This is a genomic window from Mesorhizobium sp. P2_E7 (genome assembly GCF_056403855.1).
The window spans coordinates 3168403-3184544 of the sequence record NZ_JBFUER010000001.1; the positions used below are offsets into that span (position 1 = coordinate 3168403).

The following is a 16142-nucleotide window of genomic DNA, read 5'->3' on the forward strand; positions in this document are numbered from 1 at the left end:
CGGCGGCCGTTGTGCCTGTCTGGCTCTTTGCCGCTTACCTCCTCGCCCAATACGCCTTGAACGAGCGGTCGCGTTTCGAGGGTGAGGCACTGCAGGTCGCGCGCCAGATTTCACTCGTGGTCGAAGGCGAGATTACAAACCTCGCCACAGTGGTCGAAGGCCTTTCCAAGTCATCCTCTATGTCTGGGGGCGACCTGATGACGCTGCACAAGGAAGCCACTCGCCTGGTGCTGGGTACGGATCGAGTCATCTTGCTGCGCGACTTGGGCCGCAACCAGTTGATCAATACTCAGTTGCCCTTCGGCGCCGCTTTGCCGCCCGTCACAGCGTTGTCGACATCGGAAATCGCCAAGGTCAAATCCAAACTGCCGATCGTCAGCAGCGTCTATGCCGCCTCTGGAGAATATCGGATTGCCGTCGCGATCCCTGTGCGTGGCCCCAGAGGCGAAGAATGGCTTCTCGCCGTCTCGGTCCCCACCGCCCACATTCGCGACGTCATGATGCCGGCGGTGCCCGAAGGTTGGACGATCGGCGTTGGCGACCGCGAGGGCGCCTATGTGGCACGATCAACACTCCACGAGGAGATGACCGGTAAGCCGGGCTTGCCAGAGTATCTTGAGAAGGTCGCCGGCCGCTCGGGCACGTTCACCTCCCGAAACTTTCAGGGCATGACACTGCTTGCCGGCTACTACCGTTCCGCAGCTTCCAACTGGTTCTACACGGCAAATGTTCCGCTCTCTGTAGTCCAGGCGCCCCTTTGGCGATCTCTTGCTGCGATCGCTGCGCTCGCCCTTGTGGCGATGCTGATCTCTTCCGCACTCGCCTACGTTGTCGGGAACGGCTTCGCCAAGGCGGCCCGCGATCTGGCTAGCCGCGCTGATGCGTTGGGCCAAGGCCGACCGGTCACCGCCATGTCTACCGCGGTCTCAGAGTTTGCAGTTGTCGCTGACGCACTTGTCACCGCAGAGCGCGCGCTTGCCGAACGCGAGTTCGAGCTGGAAGCTGTCCTGGAGACTGCTCCTGCGGCGGTCTGGTTCACATATGATCCACAAGCACGCCAAGTGATACGCAATCGCTTCGCCGCGGAACTCATGGGCTTGCCTACCGACAGTCGCAAATCCTTCGGTACGACCGATTTGGTCATCGACACGATCGCTTTGCAGGATGGACATACTGTGAGCCGCGAAGATCGGCCGCTCAGCAAGGCGATGCGCGGCGAGCAGACAGACAATCAGGAATTTTCCTATATTCTTCCGAACGGCGTTCAACGGACACTTCTGTCGAGTGCCCGCCCGATCCGCGGCACCTCTGGCAAGGTCATCGGTGCGGTGCAGGTCAGCCTCGACATAACCGCACGTAAGCAGGGCGAAGAACAGCGCCGGCTTCTTGTCAACGAGCTCAATCACCGTGTCAAAAACACCTTGGCAGTTGTTCAGTCCATCGCGAGCCAAACACTGCGCAATGCCACGAGTTTGCCAGAGGCGGAGCGCTCGCTCTCAAGCAGGCTTGTCTCTCTTGCCAAGGCACACGATATCCTGACGCAAGAGAATTGGAGCGGGGCCGATCTGAAGGATGTCGTCGCGGCAGCACTTTCACCGCATGCCAATACGGAGCGCTTGCAAATCTCAGGGGACGAGGTCTGGCTTTCCCCCGCTCTGGCGTTGTCCCTATCATTGGGTTTCCATGAACTGGCCACCAACGCAATCAAATACGGAGCACTTTCGTGCAAGGAGGGAACCGTCTCGATCTCCTGGGTAACAAGCCGGCAAGAGCAGAGGAAGCACGTTCGAATAGAATGGCGCGAGCTGGACGGCCCTCCTGTCGCGGCAATCGACCGCAAAGGATTCGGCACACGAATGCTTGAGAGGCTTCTCGGGCCAAAATCTGCAGGGACCGTTACAATCACGTTCGAGCCGACGGGTCTCGTTTGCGTTTTTGAGGTTGACCTGGGAGAACCTGGGGGGCCTGATTACGCGTCTTGAGCCCAGTTCGAGGGATCCCCTCGCCCGCCGCAATTAATTGTTCCAAGCTTGCATCACTTGGATACAATCGCATCTGGTCGAGCTCGTTGCGTTCCGGAAGAAGCGGCGCCGATACACTTCGGTTCCCGCAAAAAAGCATAGCGCCTTGCCGATATCGTCCCACTAGCTCCCGACGAAAACCTTTTTGCCCCACATGCGTTGTCCCTCCAACAAAGGAGGCAATCCATGTTGACGAAAACGAAAACCGACACGTCGAAGATAACGGGGAAGCAGCGCAGCGTGCAGCGCAAGGTGGACGCCGACGATCGCAAGAAGGTGAAAGCCAAGCCTGACGCCGCCATGCAGGCAGGCGCCCGGCTCTATCCCGAGCCGCCTTTTCCCAAGCAGCATCATCCCAAGCCGGGCGAGGAAGCGCAGGTCAGACCGCCGCCGCTCTACGACGCGCCGTTCTGGCAGGGCTCGAAGAAACTCGAGGGCAAGGTGGCGCTCATCACCGGCGGCGATTCCGGCATCGGCCGCGCGGTGGCAGTGCTGTTTGCACGCGAAGGCGCCGACATCGCCATTGTCTATCTCAGCGAAGACAGGGATGCCGAAGTGACCAAGCAAGCGGTCGAGGCCGAGGGCCGGCGCTGCCTGACGCTGCGCGGCGATGTCGGCAGCCGCGCCTTCTGCCGACGGGCGGTCGACAGCACAGTAACGCAACTGGGCAAGCTCGACGTGCTGGTCAACAACGCCGCCTTCCAGGTTCATTCGGCCGACTTCGCCGACCTCACCGAGGAGCATTTCGACGCCACGCTGAAGACCAATCTCTACGGCTATTTCCATATGGCCCAGGAATCAGTGGCGCACATGAAGCCGGGCTCGGCCATCGTCAACACAGGTTCGGTCACCGGCATAGATGGCTCGAAAGAGCTGGTCGACTATTCGATGACCAAGGGCGGCATCCACGCCTTCACCCGCGCGCTGTCGGGCAATCTGATCGCCAAGGGCATCCGCGTCAACGCGGTTGCGCCGGGGCCGGTCTGGACACCGCTCAACCCGTCCGACAAGCAGGCGGCGGATGTCTCGCAATTCGGCGCTAAGACGCCGATGAAGCGCCCGGCGCAGCCTGAAGAGATCGCACCGGCCTATGTGTTCCTGGCCTCGCCGCAATGCTCGAGTTACATCACCGGCGAAATCCTTCCGATTGTGGGTGGATATTGAGCGGTCAATCGCCGCTGCAGCGCTTGAGGATGAGCCCGGCGTCATGATCTTGCGCTGCCAGCTTAGAGCTGAGACTCGACCGGAAGATGGCGGACCAGGCCCGCAAGGATACGGCGAAAGAATCCAGCTTCTGGTTCGTGCGTATAGTCCTGCAGCTTGCCTTCGTCGCAGCCATGCCAGTGCAAGACATTGTGCTTGAGTTCGAGCCGGTAGCTCGCTTCTGGAGATATCTCTGACTGGAATCGATCCCGCAACTCAGCAACCAATCCCGCATCTTCAAAGAGCACGCCCATTTCCGAGTTTAGAGACACCGACCGCGGATCGAAATTGAAGGAACCGACGAAGCCGGTTTTGTCGTCAACGGTGAATGCTTTCGTATGCAGACTGGCGCCCTTTGAGCCAAACACCGAGATTGCCGGCTGACGGCTGAATGGTTGAAGCTCGAAAAGTTTGACGCCGTTCCTTAGCAGCCGCTTGCGATAGTTTGCGTAGGCGCCATGGACCGCGGCGACATCTGTGGCGGCCAGGGAATTGGTCAGGACCGAAACCTCAACCCCGGCACCGACGAGCTGCAACAGGATCGCGGAACCCCTTTTGCCTGGGATGAAATAGGGAGACACAATTTCCAGACATTCGCGCGTCGATTGAATGATGGGACGCAGCTCTTTCATAAGCCAGCTGCGACGTCTCCAGCCACGAACCTTCTCTGGTGGATCGGAAATGACCCGCACGCCTTCCACCCAGTGAACGTCGTTACTCGCCGCGATAAATTCTACGACAGAGCCTCGCTCCCCTATGCCGTTCAAGAATTTTGACTCGGTTTCGGACTCGTTCACTTCAAACCGTTTGACCTGCTCATGCTCCGTCGCTGAACCAAGCGTCTTGATTGGCTTGGATTCCTCGCATTCCCAGAAGGCATCAAATATCGCCGCCGTTTGCTGTACTGCTGGCCCCATGAGCAGCATGTCGAGGTCGCGGAAATTGGTCTCTGCCGCATCGAAATAAGCGTCGCCAACATTGCGACCGCCGACAATGGCAAACCTGTCGTCGGCGATCCAAGCCTTGTTGTGCATACGTCGTGTCAGTGCGAAGAGCCGCAACAGCACTTCCAGACCACGCATGATCCGGCCGCTCCTGATTCCGCTTGGATTGAACAACTTCAGTTCGATGTTTGGATGATTGTTCAGCGCCAGATAAGCAGCATCGTTTTTGCGCGGATTGACGTCGTCAAGGAGCATGCGCACCCGCACTCCGCGCTCAGCGGCCCGAAGGACCTCCTGCAAGAGCAAGCGACCGGTGTGGTCGTCGTGCCAAAGGTAATACATGAGGTCTAAGGTGCGCTCTGCACTCCGTGCCGCCAGCACGCGCACGGCGAAAGCGTCATAATTGTCCGAGACAAGCAGCAAGCCGCTCTTGCCGGCCTTGATGTTGTCGTCTGCGATTTGAGAAACCGATACGTCCATGAAAATTGGCCACCTTCGGACGGCGGTCGCAGCCGGCCATGCTCAAAATCATAGCAAGAACCCGTCAGTGCAATTCTGGTTGCATACCCAACCGTCTGACAGTGCGTTGAAGTGGGATGACTGACGACAGCGCGACATCATCGCCGAAGGGCGATGTCCATTGCCTTTTCCAAGTCTTCTTCAAAAAAGGGCTTGGCCAGGCGGGTCGCACTTGTCTGTGTGCCAGACGGAAGTTCGGCATAACCCATGGCAAGAATTGCGGGAAGGTCTGGGCGCTCGGTTCTAACGATGTCGATCAGGTCAGCGCCCGTCATCCCGGGCATGGCATGATCGGTGATGAGCAAATCCAGCTTCGGTTCGCTCTTCAGGATTTCCAGCGCCCGGGTCATGGGCAATTTCTTACCGCTTCCAATCAGGCTGGTTGATGGCCAAACCGTATTGGTCTCTTCGGTCTGCGACGCCGAAAAGGCACTCCTGGGACAGTGGCCCAACAAGGGAGCGGCGGCTTACCGCGATGCCTGCAGGCTGATCGCGGCCGCGAGAGAAGGGAGTTGTAGCTCCGCCATCGCTTTCGTGGCGTTCAAGGCGGCTGCGATCGACCAGCGCCTGCTGCAACCGACAAACAAAAGTTCTGCACTCAGGATGTTGGACGATGTGACCTGCGGACCTGACGGTCCCGGTACGCAGAAAGCCTGCTGCCGGGAGACGGACCGCTTCCGGGAAGGCAAAAACCGATTCGCCCGTATAATCAGTTGCGCGCCGGAACAAAGCCCTCCGGCACTTGTTAGCTCCTCAGCACGATGTGTGCCTAACGAGGATCCTATCCATGAAAAACCGTATGCTTCTGGCTCTGGCCGCGGCTACTGCCATGACCTTCGCCTTGCCCGCTTTCGCTGCCGACAGCGCGCAGGATTTTGTCGACAAGGCCGCCGTCGGTGGCATGTTCGAAGTCGATTCCAGCAAGATCGCCGAAGGCAAGGTGCAGGACCAGGCCGTCAAGGATTTTGCGCAGAAGATGATCGACGATCATGGCGCGGCCAACGCCAAGCTTCAGACCATTGCCGGCGAGCAAAAGCTGACGGTACCCAAGGAACTGGACGCCAAGCACAAGGCCGATCTCGACTCGCTGCAGAATGCCAAGGACGCCGTCGACGAGCCGTATGTCCAGTTGCAGCGCGATGCGCATTCGGAGGCGGTCACCCTGTTCGAGAGCTATGCCAAGGACGGCGACAACGCGCAGCTGAAGACCTTCGCCTCCGAGACCTTGCCAACGCTCAAGATGCATCAGGAGATGATCGAGAAGATCGCCGCCACTGGCGACGCTGCGGCAGCAACGAGCTCGACAACCCCTGCCGTGACCACGACCGACACCGCCAACCCGGCCGCTCCCGTTCCCGGCGCCAACTCCTTCACCGAGGACCAGGCCAAGAGCCGCATCCAGGATGCCGGCTACTCCGATGTGTCGAAGCTGACCAAGGACGAGCAGGGCATCTGGCGCGGCCAGGCGACCAAGGACGGCAAGAACACGACCGTCGCGCTCGACTACCAGGGCAACGTCGTTGCCGGCGCCAACTGAACCGACTGAAACCAGATCGAGGAGATCAAGATCATGAAAACCGTAACCGGACTTTTCGACAATTACGATGATGCTTCCGATGCCGTTGGCGAACTGGAGGCGAGCGGCGTGCCCCATGCAGATATCAGCATCGTCGCCAACAATTCGGACGATTGGTACGAGGATGGCGACACCTCCAAGGCGGCGGATGACGCAGCCGGCGGTGCCGGCGTTGGCGCCGTTATCGGTGGCGCCGGCGGACTGTTGACCGGGCTCGGCCTGATGGCCATTCCGGGTGTCGGTCCGGTCGTCGCAGCCGGTTGGCTGGCCGCCACCGCGGTCGGCGCCATTGGCGGCGCGGTCGTCGGTGGTGCTGCCGGCGGCATTGTCGGCGCGCTCACCGAGTCCGGCGTCCCGGAAAAGGATGCCCATGTCTATGCCGAGGGCGTTCGCCGCGGCGGCACGATGGTGACCGCCAGGGTCAGCGACGAACTCGCCGGCGAGGCCGAGCGTATCCTCGGCCAGTCCAACTCGGTCGATCTGCAAGACCGCCGACGCGCCTACGAAGCCGATGGCTGGACCGGTTTCGATCCCAGGGCCGACCCTTACACCGACATCGAGGCGGAGCGCGACAGAGTGCGTAACGCCAGCCCGCTCTGATCATCGAGCCCCGTCGCCGAAAGGCGGCGGGGCTTCATTTGTCGACCACCCAGGAATGCGTGCACTCGCTACCCAAGGAACCCGTCCATGTCCAAATCTCCAAGCCGCGTCAGCAATCAGGCTGTCATCCACGATCAGAAGCTGGTCCGAGGCGAAGGGGGCGAGTTGCATCAGATTGCTGAGGGCGACGTTCCCGTCCTCACCACCGCCCAGGGTGGACCTGTCTCGGACGACCAGAATTCCCTGAAGATCGGCGCCCGCGGGCCAACCGTTCTGGAGGACTTCCATTTCCGCGAGAAGATTTTCCACTTCGACCATGAGCGGATTCCCGAGCGGGTCGTGCATGCGCGCGGCTACGGCGCGCACGGCTATTTCGAGACCTATGAGTCTCTCGCCAAATACACACGCGCAGACATCTTCCAGCGCGCCGGCGAAAAGACGCCGGCTTTCGTGCGCTTCTCTACCGTCGCAGGCAACAAGGGCTCGGCCGATCTGGCGCGTGACGTGCGCGGCTTCGCGGTCAAGCTCTACACGCAGGAGGGGAACTGGGACATTGTCGGCAACAACATCCCGGTGTTCTTCATCCAGGACGCGATCAAGTTTCCCGACCTCGTCCATTCGGTGAAGGAGGAGCCGGATCGCGGCTTCCCGCAGGCGCAATCGGCGCATGACAATTTCTGGGACTTCATCTCGCTGACGCCTGAGTCCATGCACATGATCATGTGGGTGATGTCGGACCGCGCGATCCCGCGATCGCTGCGCTTCATGGAAGGCTTTGGCGTCCACACCTTCCGCATGCTCAACGCCAGGGATGAATCCACCTTCGTCAAATTCCACTGGAAGCCCAAGCTCGGCCTGCAGTCGGTGGCCTGGAACGAGGCGGTGAAGATCAATGGCGCCGATCCCGATTTCCATCGCCGCGATCTCTGGGACTCGATCAAGGCCGGCGCGTTCCCGGAATGGGAACTGCAGCTGCAATTGTTCGACCAGGACTTTGCCGACAGTTTCGATTTCGACGTGCTCGACGCCACCAAGCTCATCCCCGAAGAAATCCTGCCGCCGATCCCGGTCGGCCGTCTGGTGCTCGACCGCATGCCCGACAATTTTTTCGCCGAGACCGAACAGGTCGCGTTCATGACGCAGAACGTTCCGCCCGGCATCGACTTCTCCAACGACCCGCTGCTGCAGGGGCGGAATTTTTCCTACCTCGACACGCAGATAAAGCGGCTGGGCAGCACCAATTTTACCCATATCCCGATCAACGCGCCGAAATGCCCGTTCCACAATTTCCAGCAGGACGGCCATATGGCCATGCGCAATCCAACCGGCCGGGTGAACTACCAACCGAACTCCTTCGGCGAAGGCCCAAGGGAATCGCCGCAGCGCGGCTTCCGCTCGTTCGCCGAAACCGAGCAAGGACCGAAGCAGCGCATCCGCGCTGAAAGCTTCGCCGACCATTACAGCCAGGCGCGGCAGTTCTACATCAGCCAGACGCCGCCCGAGCAAGGCCATATCGCGGCCGCGCTGACCTTCGAGCTCAGCAAGGTACAGACCCCTGTCATTCGCGAACGCATGGTGTCCCACCTGCTCAACATCGACGAAGGGTTGGCGGGCAAGGTCGGCGACGGGCTTGGCCTGAAGGCGATGCCGAAACCGGCCGATGCGGCCATTGCCACCAGGCAGGATCTGGCCGCCGCACCTTCGCTCAGCATCATCGCCAACGGCCCCAATCGTTTCGAAGGCCGCAAGCTCGGCATATTGGTGACCGACGGCACCGATGCCGCACTGCTCAAGGCGCTGACCGCTGCATTGACCAAGGCCGGGGCGGTGTTCGAAATCATCGCTCCCAAGGTCGGCGGCGCCAGGGCCAGCGACGGCAGCCTGATCGAGGCGCAGCAAATGATCGGCGGCGGCCCGTCGGTGTTCTACGACGCGGTCGCCTTGCTGCCCGCCAAGGCGGCGATGGCCGATCTGGTCAAGGAATCCACGGCACGCGATTTCGTCGCCGACGCTTTCGCCCACTGCAAGTTCATCGGTTATGTCGAGGCGGCCCTGCCGCTTCTCGACAAGGCAGGAATTGCCGACAGCCTCGACGAGGGCTGCGTTGCGCTGTCCGGGCCCAAGGATGTCGCCGGTTTCCTGTCAGCCCTTGGCGCCCTGCGCCTATGGGCGCGCGAGCCGAAGGTGAAGATGGCGTAGCCGCGCATTGTCCCAGACAGCACAAACTAGGAGTTCGACATGAACGATGACAGCGACCGGACGAAAGTCACAGGCAAGGCGTTGCGGGTCAACGACAACAGCGCGGGCGAGCGCGACGAGACGTCCTCGCCGGCGCCGACGAAACCGCGCACCGATGCCGAACCGGCCAAGGCGGAGGGCAATGCGCTGCGGGTGAACGACAACAGTGTCGAGGCTGAAGAGCCTGTCCCGTCGCCGGCCCCTGCCCGCAAGGAATGAGCGTGGCGTGCGAGCAGAGAGCTCGCCTGCCGCCAAGCGCTAGCGCATCAACCCTGCTGCGCGCAGCGCGTCCTCGATGACCTTGCCAATCCCGCCGGCCGTGCCGCGTGCGTTGGCAGGGTCCGGGGTGGGATCGACACGGACCGCGCGTGGTTTTTCCTTCGGCGCAAAAGGCTGCAACGCGGCGCCTGAAGCGGCCTCGACTTTCGCAGTGCGTCGCACGACCGGTTTGGTGAGCTCCCAGAAGCGGGCGATGTGGCGGGTCGAGGAAATCCCGACATCCAGCATGAATGGCCCTGCTTTGCCGAGGCCATCGTCGCCGCTCGTCTTCAGCGGCGTACCATGGCCCATGCCGGCGATTGTGTATGCCTCGAGCACGTCCTGGCCCTGGTCATCGGACCAGACTTTGCGCGTCTGACCGTCGACCTTTTCCGTCCGGGCCGGCCTCTCGCCGACGCCGTGCACGCTCTGCCATTGCGCCAGCACCGCGTCGGCATTGGAAGGCACGACGGTGCTGTCGGCCGAGCCCTGCCAGATCGAAATCCTCGGCCACGGACCCTTGTGCAGCGAGGCCTGCCGCAACAGGCGCTGCAGCTCGGCCCTGGACGGGCCGCCATGGCCACGCATGCGATCAAAAGCTTCGGGGATGGTCGAGGCGCTGCCATAGGCAAGCCCGGCAATGATCGCGCCGCCAGCAAACACTTCGGGGTAAGCCGCCAGCATCGCCGCTGCCATGGCGCCTCCGGCGGACAGGCCGGTGACGAAGATTCGAGTGCGGTCGAGACCATGCGTGACGACAGCCGCCTCGATCATCTGGCGGATAGACGCCGCTTCGCCGCTGTCGCGGCTGATATCGCCTGATACAAACCAGTTGAAGCACAGATTGGCGTTGTTGGCGCGCTGCTGTTCTGGGAAAAGTACCGCAAAACCCTGCTCGGCGGCAAGCTCGGTCCAGCCGGAGCCATGGTCGTAGCCGGCGGCAGTCTGGGTACACCCATGCAGCACGACGACCAGCGCCGCCTGTTGTGGAAGATTCGCCGGAAGATAAAGCCGCGCCCGCAAGGCGCCGGGATTGGAGCCGAAGCCTGTCATGTCTGAGAGATGATCGCCCTTGCTCTGCCCGGAGCCTATTGGCCGGCCGCGCATCGCGCTCAGCCGGGCGATGGTATCGGATATATTTCGCAAAATTGGCATCCTTGCGCGCGGGAATGGCAGATATCGTGCACAACGCACTTGCAGCAATATCGTTGCTGCACTGCACAATAACAAGCTCCGATCGCAGCTTCACCGCATCCTGAGTTTGATGGAGGAACATGATCTCCTGCGTGCCCGAGAGAGACATGGTAGCGACACCACCCTGGGGGACGATTTCAACGGCAATTCTTTTGCTCTGACTGGAAACGGATGAGCAAATGGTTGCGCCACGTGCCGTATGGAAGGGCTTCGTGAAGGTTGGGTCAGTGGCGTGAGGCGTGAAAATCGTCGGCGCCACCAGCGAGTCCTGAAAGATTCACTTCAAAAATCCTGAACCGCCGCGGGCGGTCGCCGACCCATATTTTCATTTGGAAAAATGTGCGCGTTGGGGCCGGACCGGTCAACGCGGAGTCGACCCCCGGAGATCGAGATGCCCCTACCGGGGGGCGGTCACATCCTCATAGTCTTCCAAATCGCTTACCGCCCCAGAGTACGCATTTCCGCAATTCAAAAGTTGACCTCTCGCGCGCGGTGCACGTGCGGGCGCGCGAGTCCTGGCAGGTTTTTCTGTAATAGCGCTATCGTTGCTAGGGCGGTACGGCATGAAAGAGCGGTAGGGAGTTGACCCGCCCCTACCGCTCCAAAAAATAATATGAAAACCTGCGGCATAACGCGTTTGAGGATGCGGGCGGTATCCGGAGTCGACTGGCACAGGTCTTGAGACGCCCCCCGGTGGCAAATGTGATTTTACGATCGGTGCCAGCGGGCTTACGCTGCGTCTTCAACGATTGAGGAGATGACGATGAAAACATTCCTCGCAATAGCCACAGCGTTAGGCCTGTGCGTATCCGCCGCCTATGCCGATTGCCCATATCACGAGAAGGTACAGGCATCCGTCGACACGCAGAAAACAGCGAGCGTCGAGAAGGCCGATATGTCGAAGGCTGCGGATACTCAAACTATAACGAACGAAGTGCCACCAAAGACGGAATAACGGCGGGCTACCGGTCCCACGCCCCTGTGCGCAGCCTGCACCAAACGCACCGCCTTCCGCACGACGCCTGATGGGCTCGGGGCGGCCGTGCTAGCGCGTGCTGCCGGAAGAAAATCCCACAAAAATCGAAATTGTTACGGTTTTGCAAGACTAACTCCCGAGGCGGTCTAAGCGGGTAACCACTGGCGCTACCTAGACCCCGTTGGGTGGGTGGTCATCCCAGATCGAGAAACCGGCCTGGCCGGCAGTCCGTTTCCGCAATGTGCGGGACAGCAGAAAAATCAGAACTAATCAAAAAAATCCGGGTGAGAGTCATACGGGTAGTTTCGGATCGTGGCCTGGTGGCGATCGGCCCCCCCGCCCCCTAGAAAACGGTGCATAACGTCTCGCTTCGTCTATTAGCCCTTGCTAATTTTATTTCCAGGCACCAGCGTCGACTGGGGCTTTCAGAAGGCGAAATGCTAGAGCGGATCGTAGCTTCCACCACAACCAACTCTCGCCAATTTAACCATCTTGTTCCCGATGACGTCACCGACGCTATCGCTGGATGTATCGACTGCTCTGTTCCCGGACACATCATTTCAACCTTTGCGGCAGTTCAGTCGGTGCGAGACAAGGTTCCCGATTGCGAGATGTCGGACGATCAGATCGAGCGGTGCGCTGTATTGGCTGCGGTTGATGCGGGCCTAGCCGTCCACTTCGATCGGCGAGGACGCCAGCCGGATCCGTACTCGAGCTTGAGCAGGAGCCATTGGCACCTCGTGCCGATCTGGAAAACCAAGGCCACGACACGACTGGCCCACGTGTCATTCCGCCGAACGACTTCGGACCTGCCGGCCGTACACCTCCGTTCGTTGTCGTTGTCCGGCCGCAAGTCCGGCCGCAGTGCGTAGAATTCAACCCAACTGAGGCGCTTGCCGGTAGGGTTTTGCGGAATCCGTGACCGCGTCCGTCGTTGATGATCGGGCTAGATCCCTGGCGGTTTGCATTTCTTCCCACCGCTAAATGTTTTTCTATACAGGTTTAGCCAAGGTAAGCCCCGAAGCGGTCTAAGCGGGTAACCACTGGCCATACCTAGACCCCGTTGGATGGGTGGTCATCCCAGATCGAGAAACCGGCCAGGCCGGGCAGTCCGTTCCCGCAATGTGCGGGACGGGTTGGTTAATAAATCATGCTGCAGCGCAACAAAAATGTTGCAATGCACGCAAACTTCCGTTAGGTAATGCTAATACAAATGCGAAGCTTTTTAAAAGCCACGCCCAAACAAAGGATGGAAACGATGTCCAAGACCACTGAAAAGACTGTCGAATTTATCGACAACGCCGCTTTTGATGCATCCAAGGCTATCGACCAGGTCAGTGCCTTTGCAGAAAAGGGGGTCGAGCAGTCGAAAGAAGTTCTCGCCAAATTCAAGACGGGATCCGAGACGACCCAGAAGGCTCTCGAGTCGAGCTTCCAGACCGCCAAGACCGTTTCCGGTGACCTGTCGCTCAAGACCATCCAGGCTCTGCGCGCCAACGCCAACTCGGCCTTCGCGCATTTCGAAGCCCTAATTGCCGTCAAGTCGCCCTCCGAATTTGCCGAACTGCAGACCGCCTTCGTTCGCAAGCAGATTGAAAGCGCTGTCGAGCAGGCCAAGGACTTCCAGGCCGCCACGACCAAGGCTTTCGAGGACGTGTCCAAGCCGATGAAGACCGCCTTCGAGAAGGCGATGAAGGAAATAAAGGTAGCCTAGCTTTTTCTTGGTGCGGCGGATAGCAGGCGGGGGCGGGTAGCCACGGCTCTTCAGTACTTCGGAGAGCCGTGGTGGCTACCTACGCTTGGCTGCTATCCTCCGCCATCCGCTGATTGTCATTCGCTGGCTTCCTGTCAGGTCGGATCTTCCAGAGTTCCGCCCAGACTGATGCGGCGAATTTGGACGGTCTCGCCGTTGGTCTCGACTGTTCTTGCTGTAGCCACTGGCGCCTCCCATTATTCGTCCACCCGCCGAACTGACGGCACCGAACTGGTGTACATTTGGCCGTCATCGCCTTCCAAGATCATGACGAAGCGGCCTTCATCGTACGCTCCATCGTGAAGTACGCCGATGACCTGGCACGGGTACCAGTTTGTCTCGCCGCTCATTTGCCTGACTGGGTACGTGGCCTCGAATGGCGCGATCGAAATTACGTTGCTGCTCATGCTGTGCTTTCATCGAGTGTTCTCCTCGTTTCTTTGTTGTTGTCCGATTTTTTGTGCAGCACTTTGTCCTTGGGTACGCACGAGAGACCGACTGACTTCTTTTTATTTAAGAGAGAGGGTTTTTTTGATTCTGTTTCCACGCGCGCAAGGACAAAGTGCTGCAATGTTGTAGTCCTCTACTAAACTCCCTTTACGGTTGTAGTCTCTGCGATGAGTGTTCGGATTTCTGCGCGCCGGAGGGCCTCTTTTTTGGCCTGCTCTTCGAACAGTCGATGCACCAGCGGATTTACATTGTAGCGTGGCGATTTCTGGTTACGATCCAGCGGCAATGGCTTAAGCCAGCCAAGCGCGTCAAGCCGCGAAAGAACCTGCGCGGCGCGTCCTTCATCCATGCTGCTGCGTACGCGATCACCACGGCGAGCCTCACTTACAGTGACGGTTTTCACGTCGCGCGCGAGGATCCAGTTTGCGACGGCAAGCACCATGTCTTGGTCATCGGCCAGACCGACAACGTCGCGATAAAACGCAAGCGCGTGCTGCAGCAGATACCCATGAAGGAACGCGGCAACCCGCCTGGCCGTGTCTTCCGTTATGCGTTCGGGCAATTCACTGCCGGCCGTTTCAATGCAGTGCCACAAGACACAGAGGCGCGCGAACAAGCCGTCATATTTTCCGAAGTGCATTGCCAGCTTCGCATTGACGGTTTCCCAACCCCGCTGGAGCGCGCCGTTCGTCCTGCAAACATCCATGAAGATTGCTTGACCACCTTCGTCAAATCGCAACTGCCGTTCCACGGGTACCGCCTTGCCCGTAGGTGGGCGCAGCGCATGCAATCTATCAATGAGCGCTGCGTACATCGGCACTATAGGCCCTACCGCCTCGTCGCGGCCGTCTCCGGATTGTCCAACGATGACGGGCGTAAAGCGCTGGATTAACCCATCGTCATCTTTGCCTTGGACGATTGAGCGAAGCGGCCCTGGCTGAATGCCGCCAATCATCGAGACAGATAGGTTGGGAACCCAGATGCTGCCGCGCGATATACGGTCGACGGCGTAACTGCCGCCATTGAATGCTTGCAACCAGAGTGCGCGGTCGGCACCAGCGCCCTTGGCCGAAGAGTATTTCTCCATCGCGCCAAACCAACCCGTCAGCTCGTCGCGATCGAGAAGTAGGCCACCGGGATTGTCTTTTAGGATTTCTCCCACCTTTTCCGGCGAGGCGTCCATAATGCGGATACGCTTCGCAATCGGCTTTGGTGTGGTCTCTTTCGCCTTTTTATCGAGCGCCTCCCATGCCTGCATGGCATCACGATGCTGACGCTGATATCCGTCATCGATAGCGCGTAGTGGCCCTGCAACGGCGTTGATTGCAGGTGTCTTCTTGGCGCTTGGCCCGCCGACAATTACCGCCCACAGGCGCGCAGACTCGGTCCAATCGTCATGCACCTTAACGCGAAGCTTGATATCGTCGGTGATGGCTGCAGCGCAGACGGCAAGCGCCGTAACGGCCATTCCGCCAGGGTCAACCCCCATCTGCTCGGCTCGCTTGCGGGCAAACTCCTCGATAATCTGCGGGAGTAGTCCGGATGGTAGCGACGGATGGGCGCTTTCTGCCCAAAGGTCTACAGGTTCGTTGTCGTTGTCGGCCGCTGGTGGCCGGACCTCTAGCGATAGAAAGCTGGCGAGGATTCGCTTTTCGCCGACCTGCGCAAACTTCACAGTAAGCTTCTCGCCGTCTATGTCGGTGACCGTGCCGGCGCCGAATTTCCCGTGAGTAATGGCGTGGCCGATATAAAAGTCGTGCTGCCCTTCAGATGCTGATGCGGTCATTGGCGGATACGCCCTTCAGTGCGGCCGACGCGGCGCTTGCGATTTCTTCAGAAAATGCTGGTGAAAAGCTCATCACTCGAGCGCCACCCGTGTTCGGGCCGAAGGCGTAATTGCTGCCGTCAGATCGCCTGATTAGCTTAAGTTCGAAGAGCTTGATGTGATCATCGATGGCGATATCGAAGCGCGCAATTGTCTTGCCGGCGCCGCCTGGCGGAACCGGTCTGATACTGAGGATTTGCAAGTTGGGTTGTTCCTGATTTGGAGAACCGCAGTTGGCTCCGCGGTGGGTTTTTGTAGGAGTACGCTAAGCCGCCCTCGCCGCGATGCGGGCATCGATCCACGCATCCACCTCGGCCCGCACATATGCAACACGCCGCTCGCCAAGCCTGACTGCCTTTGGAAATTGGCCCTCGTCAGCCATCAAACTCAAAAGTGGTCGCGAAAGGCTTGTTGCCAGAGCCGCCTCCTTGGGTGCCATCAAGCGTGGTACATTGTCGTTTGAATGTTGCATAATTCTCCCCTACTCCGACGCTGATAAGCGCGGAAATTGCGCACGCCAAAGCGCGCGTTCAAAAGCTAACAACAATGATGAGGGGTTAGGGCCGCCGTTAATTTAGGCGGGAG

At 59.7% G+C, this 16142-nt stretch carries 14 protein-coding genes and 1 pseudogene; 9 read left to right on the forward strand and 6 right to left on the reverse strand.

Annotated features, from left to right (window positions below):
- Window positions 1–11: 11 nt before the first annotated feature.
- The gene (locus AC1DYC_RS15610; protein ID WP_477407609.1) at window positions 12–1982 is read left to right on the forward strand and encodes a sensor histidine kinase; all 1971 of its coding nucleotides are present in this window, start codon (window positions 12–14) and stop codon (window positions 1980–1982) included.
- A 225-nt stretch (window positions 1983–2207) separates the two neighbouring features.
- A complete protein-coding gene (locus tag AC1DYC_RS15615; protein ID WP_477407611.1) occupies window positions 2208–3185 on the forward strand; it encodes an SDR family oxidoreductase in 978 nt (325 codons plus the stop codon).
- Window positions 3186–3247: 62 nt separating this feature from the next.
- Here AC1DYC_RS15615 and AC1DYC_RS15620 read toward each other — a convergent pair whose 3' ends face one another.
- Both AC1DYC_RS15620 and AC1DYC_RS15625 read right to left on the reverse strand, forming a co-directional pair.
- On the reverse strand, window positions 3248–4648 hold the full coding sequence (locus tag AC1DYC_RS15620) for a phospholipase D family protein (protein WP_477407613.1): 1401 nt from the start codon (window positions 4646–4648) through the stop codon (window positions 3248–3250).
- Between the two features lie 137 nt (window positions 4649–4785).
- A complete protein-coding gene (locus AC1DYC_RS15625; RefSeq protein ID WP_477407615.1) occupies window positions 4786–5037 on the reverse strand; it encodes a response regulator in 252 nt (83 codons plus the stop codon).
- On the opposite strand from AC1DYC_RS15625, the pseudogene AC1DYC_RS15630 reads away from it, so the two are divergent.
- The 5 genes and pseudogenes from AC1DYC_RS15630 to AC1DYC_RS15650 form a co-directional block, all read left to right on the forward strand.
- Window positions 5036–5188 (forward strand): annotated as a pseudogene (locus tag AC1DYC_RS15630) (DUF982 domain-containing protein); the annotation flags it as partial. The gene AC1DYC_RS15625 and the pseudogene AC1DYC_RS15630 overlap by 2 nt on opposite strands.
- Window positions 5189–5474: 286 nt before the next feature.
- Window positions 5475–6224 carry a DUF4142 domain-containing protein gene (locus AC1DYC_RS15635; RefSeq protein WP_477407616.1) on the forward strand — a complete coding sequence of 250 codons (750 nt, stop codon included), beginning with the start codon at window positions 5475–5477 and terminating at the stop codon, window positions 6222–6224.
- A 33-nt stretch (window positions 6225–6257) separates the two neighbouring features.
- Entirely contained in the window at window positions 6258–6863 is a 606-nt protein-coding gene (locus AC1DYC_RS15640) for a hypothetical protein (protein ID WP_477407618.1), read from the forward strand.
- Window positions 6864–6950: 87 nt separating this feature from the next.
- Window positions 6951–9062 (forward strand): catalase, encoded by a 2112-nt coding sequence (katE, locus tag AC1DYC_RS15645; RefSeq protein ID WP_477407620.1) that lies wholly within the window; start codon window positions 6951–6953, stop codon window positions 9060–9062.
- A 39-nt stretch (window positions 9063–9101) separates the two neighbouring features.
- Window positions 9102–9320, forward strand: coding sequence for a hypothetical protein (locus AC1DYC_RS15650; RefSeq protein ID WP_477407622.1), 219 nt, complete (start codon window positions 9102–9104; stop codon window positions 9318–9320).
- A 39-nt stretch (window positions 9321–9359) separates the two neighbouring features.
- Here AC1DYC_RS15650 and AC1DYC_RS15655 read toward each other — a convergent pair whose 3' ends face one another.
- Complete coding sequence (locus tag AC1DYC_RS15655) at window positions 9360–10505, reverse strand: extracellular catalytic domain type 1 short-chain-length polyhydroxyalkanoate depolymerase (protein WP_477407624.1); 1146 nt, start codon at window positions 10503–10505, stop codon at window positions 9360–9362.
- 811 nt (window positions 10506–11316) lie between these two features.
- On the opposite strand from AC1DYC_RS15655, the gene AC1DYC_RS15660 reads away from it, so the two are divergent.
- A complete protein-coding gene (locus AC1DYC_RS15660; RefSeq protein ID WP_477339835.1) occupies window positions 11317–11508 on the forward strand; it encodes a hypothetical protein in 192 nt (63 codons plus the stop codon).
- Between the two features lie 1279 nt (window positions 11509–12787).
- Entirely contained in the window at window positions 12788–13243 is a 456-nt protein-coding gene (locus tag AC1DYC_RS15665; protein WP_477310604.1) for a phasin, read from the forward strand.
- Between the two features lie 625 nt (window positions 13244–13868).
- On the opposite strand, the gene AC1DYC_RS15670 is transcribed toward AC1DYC_RS15665, so the two are convergent.
- From AC1DYC_RS15670 to AC1DYC_RS15680, 3 genes are all read right to left on the reverse strand, one after another.
- The gene (locus AC1DYC_RS15670) at window positions 13869–15518 is read right to left on the reverse strand and encodes a DUF3987 domain-containing protein (RefSeq protein ID WP_477407626.1); all 1650 of its coding nucleotides are present in this window, start codon (window positions 15516–15518) and stop codon (window positions 13869–13871) included.
- On the reverse strand, window positions 15499–15759 hold the full coding sequence (locus tag AC1DYC_RS15675) for a hypothetical protein (RefSeq protein WP_477407628.1): 261 nt from the start codon (window positions 15757–15759) through the stop codon (window positions 15499–15501). Before AC1DYC_RS15675 ends, AC1DYC_RS15670 begins: the two co-directional genes overlap by 20 nt.
- A 63-nt stretch (window positions 15760–15822) precedes the next feature.
- The gene (locus AC1DYC_RS15680; RefSeq protein WP_477407630.1) at window positions 15823–16029 is read right to left on the reverse strand and encodes a helix-turn-helix transcriptional regulator; all 207 of its coding nucleotides are present in this window, start codon (window positions 16027–16029) and stop codon (window positions 15823–15825) included.
- Window positions 16030–16142: the final 113 nt, after the last annotated feature.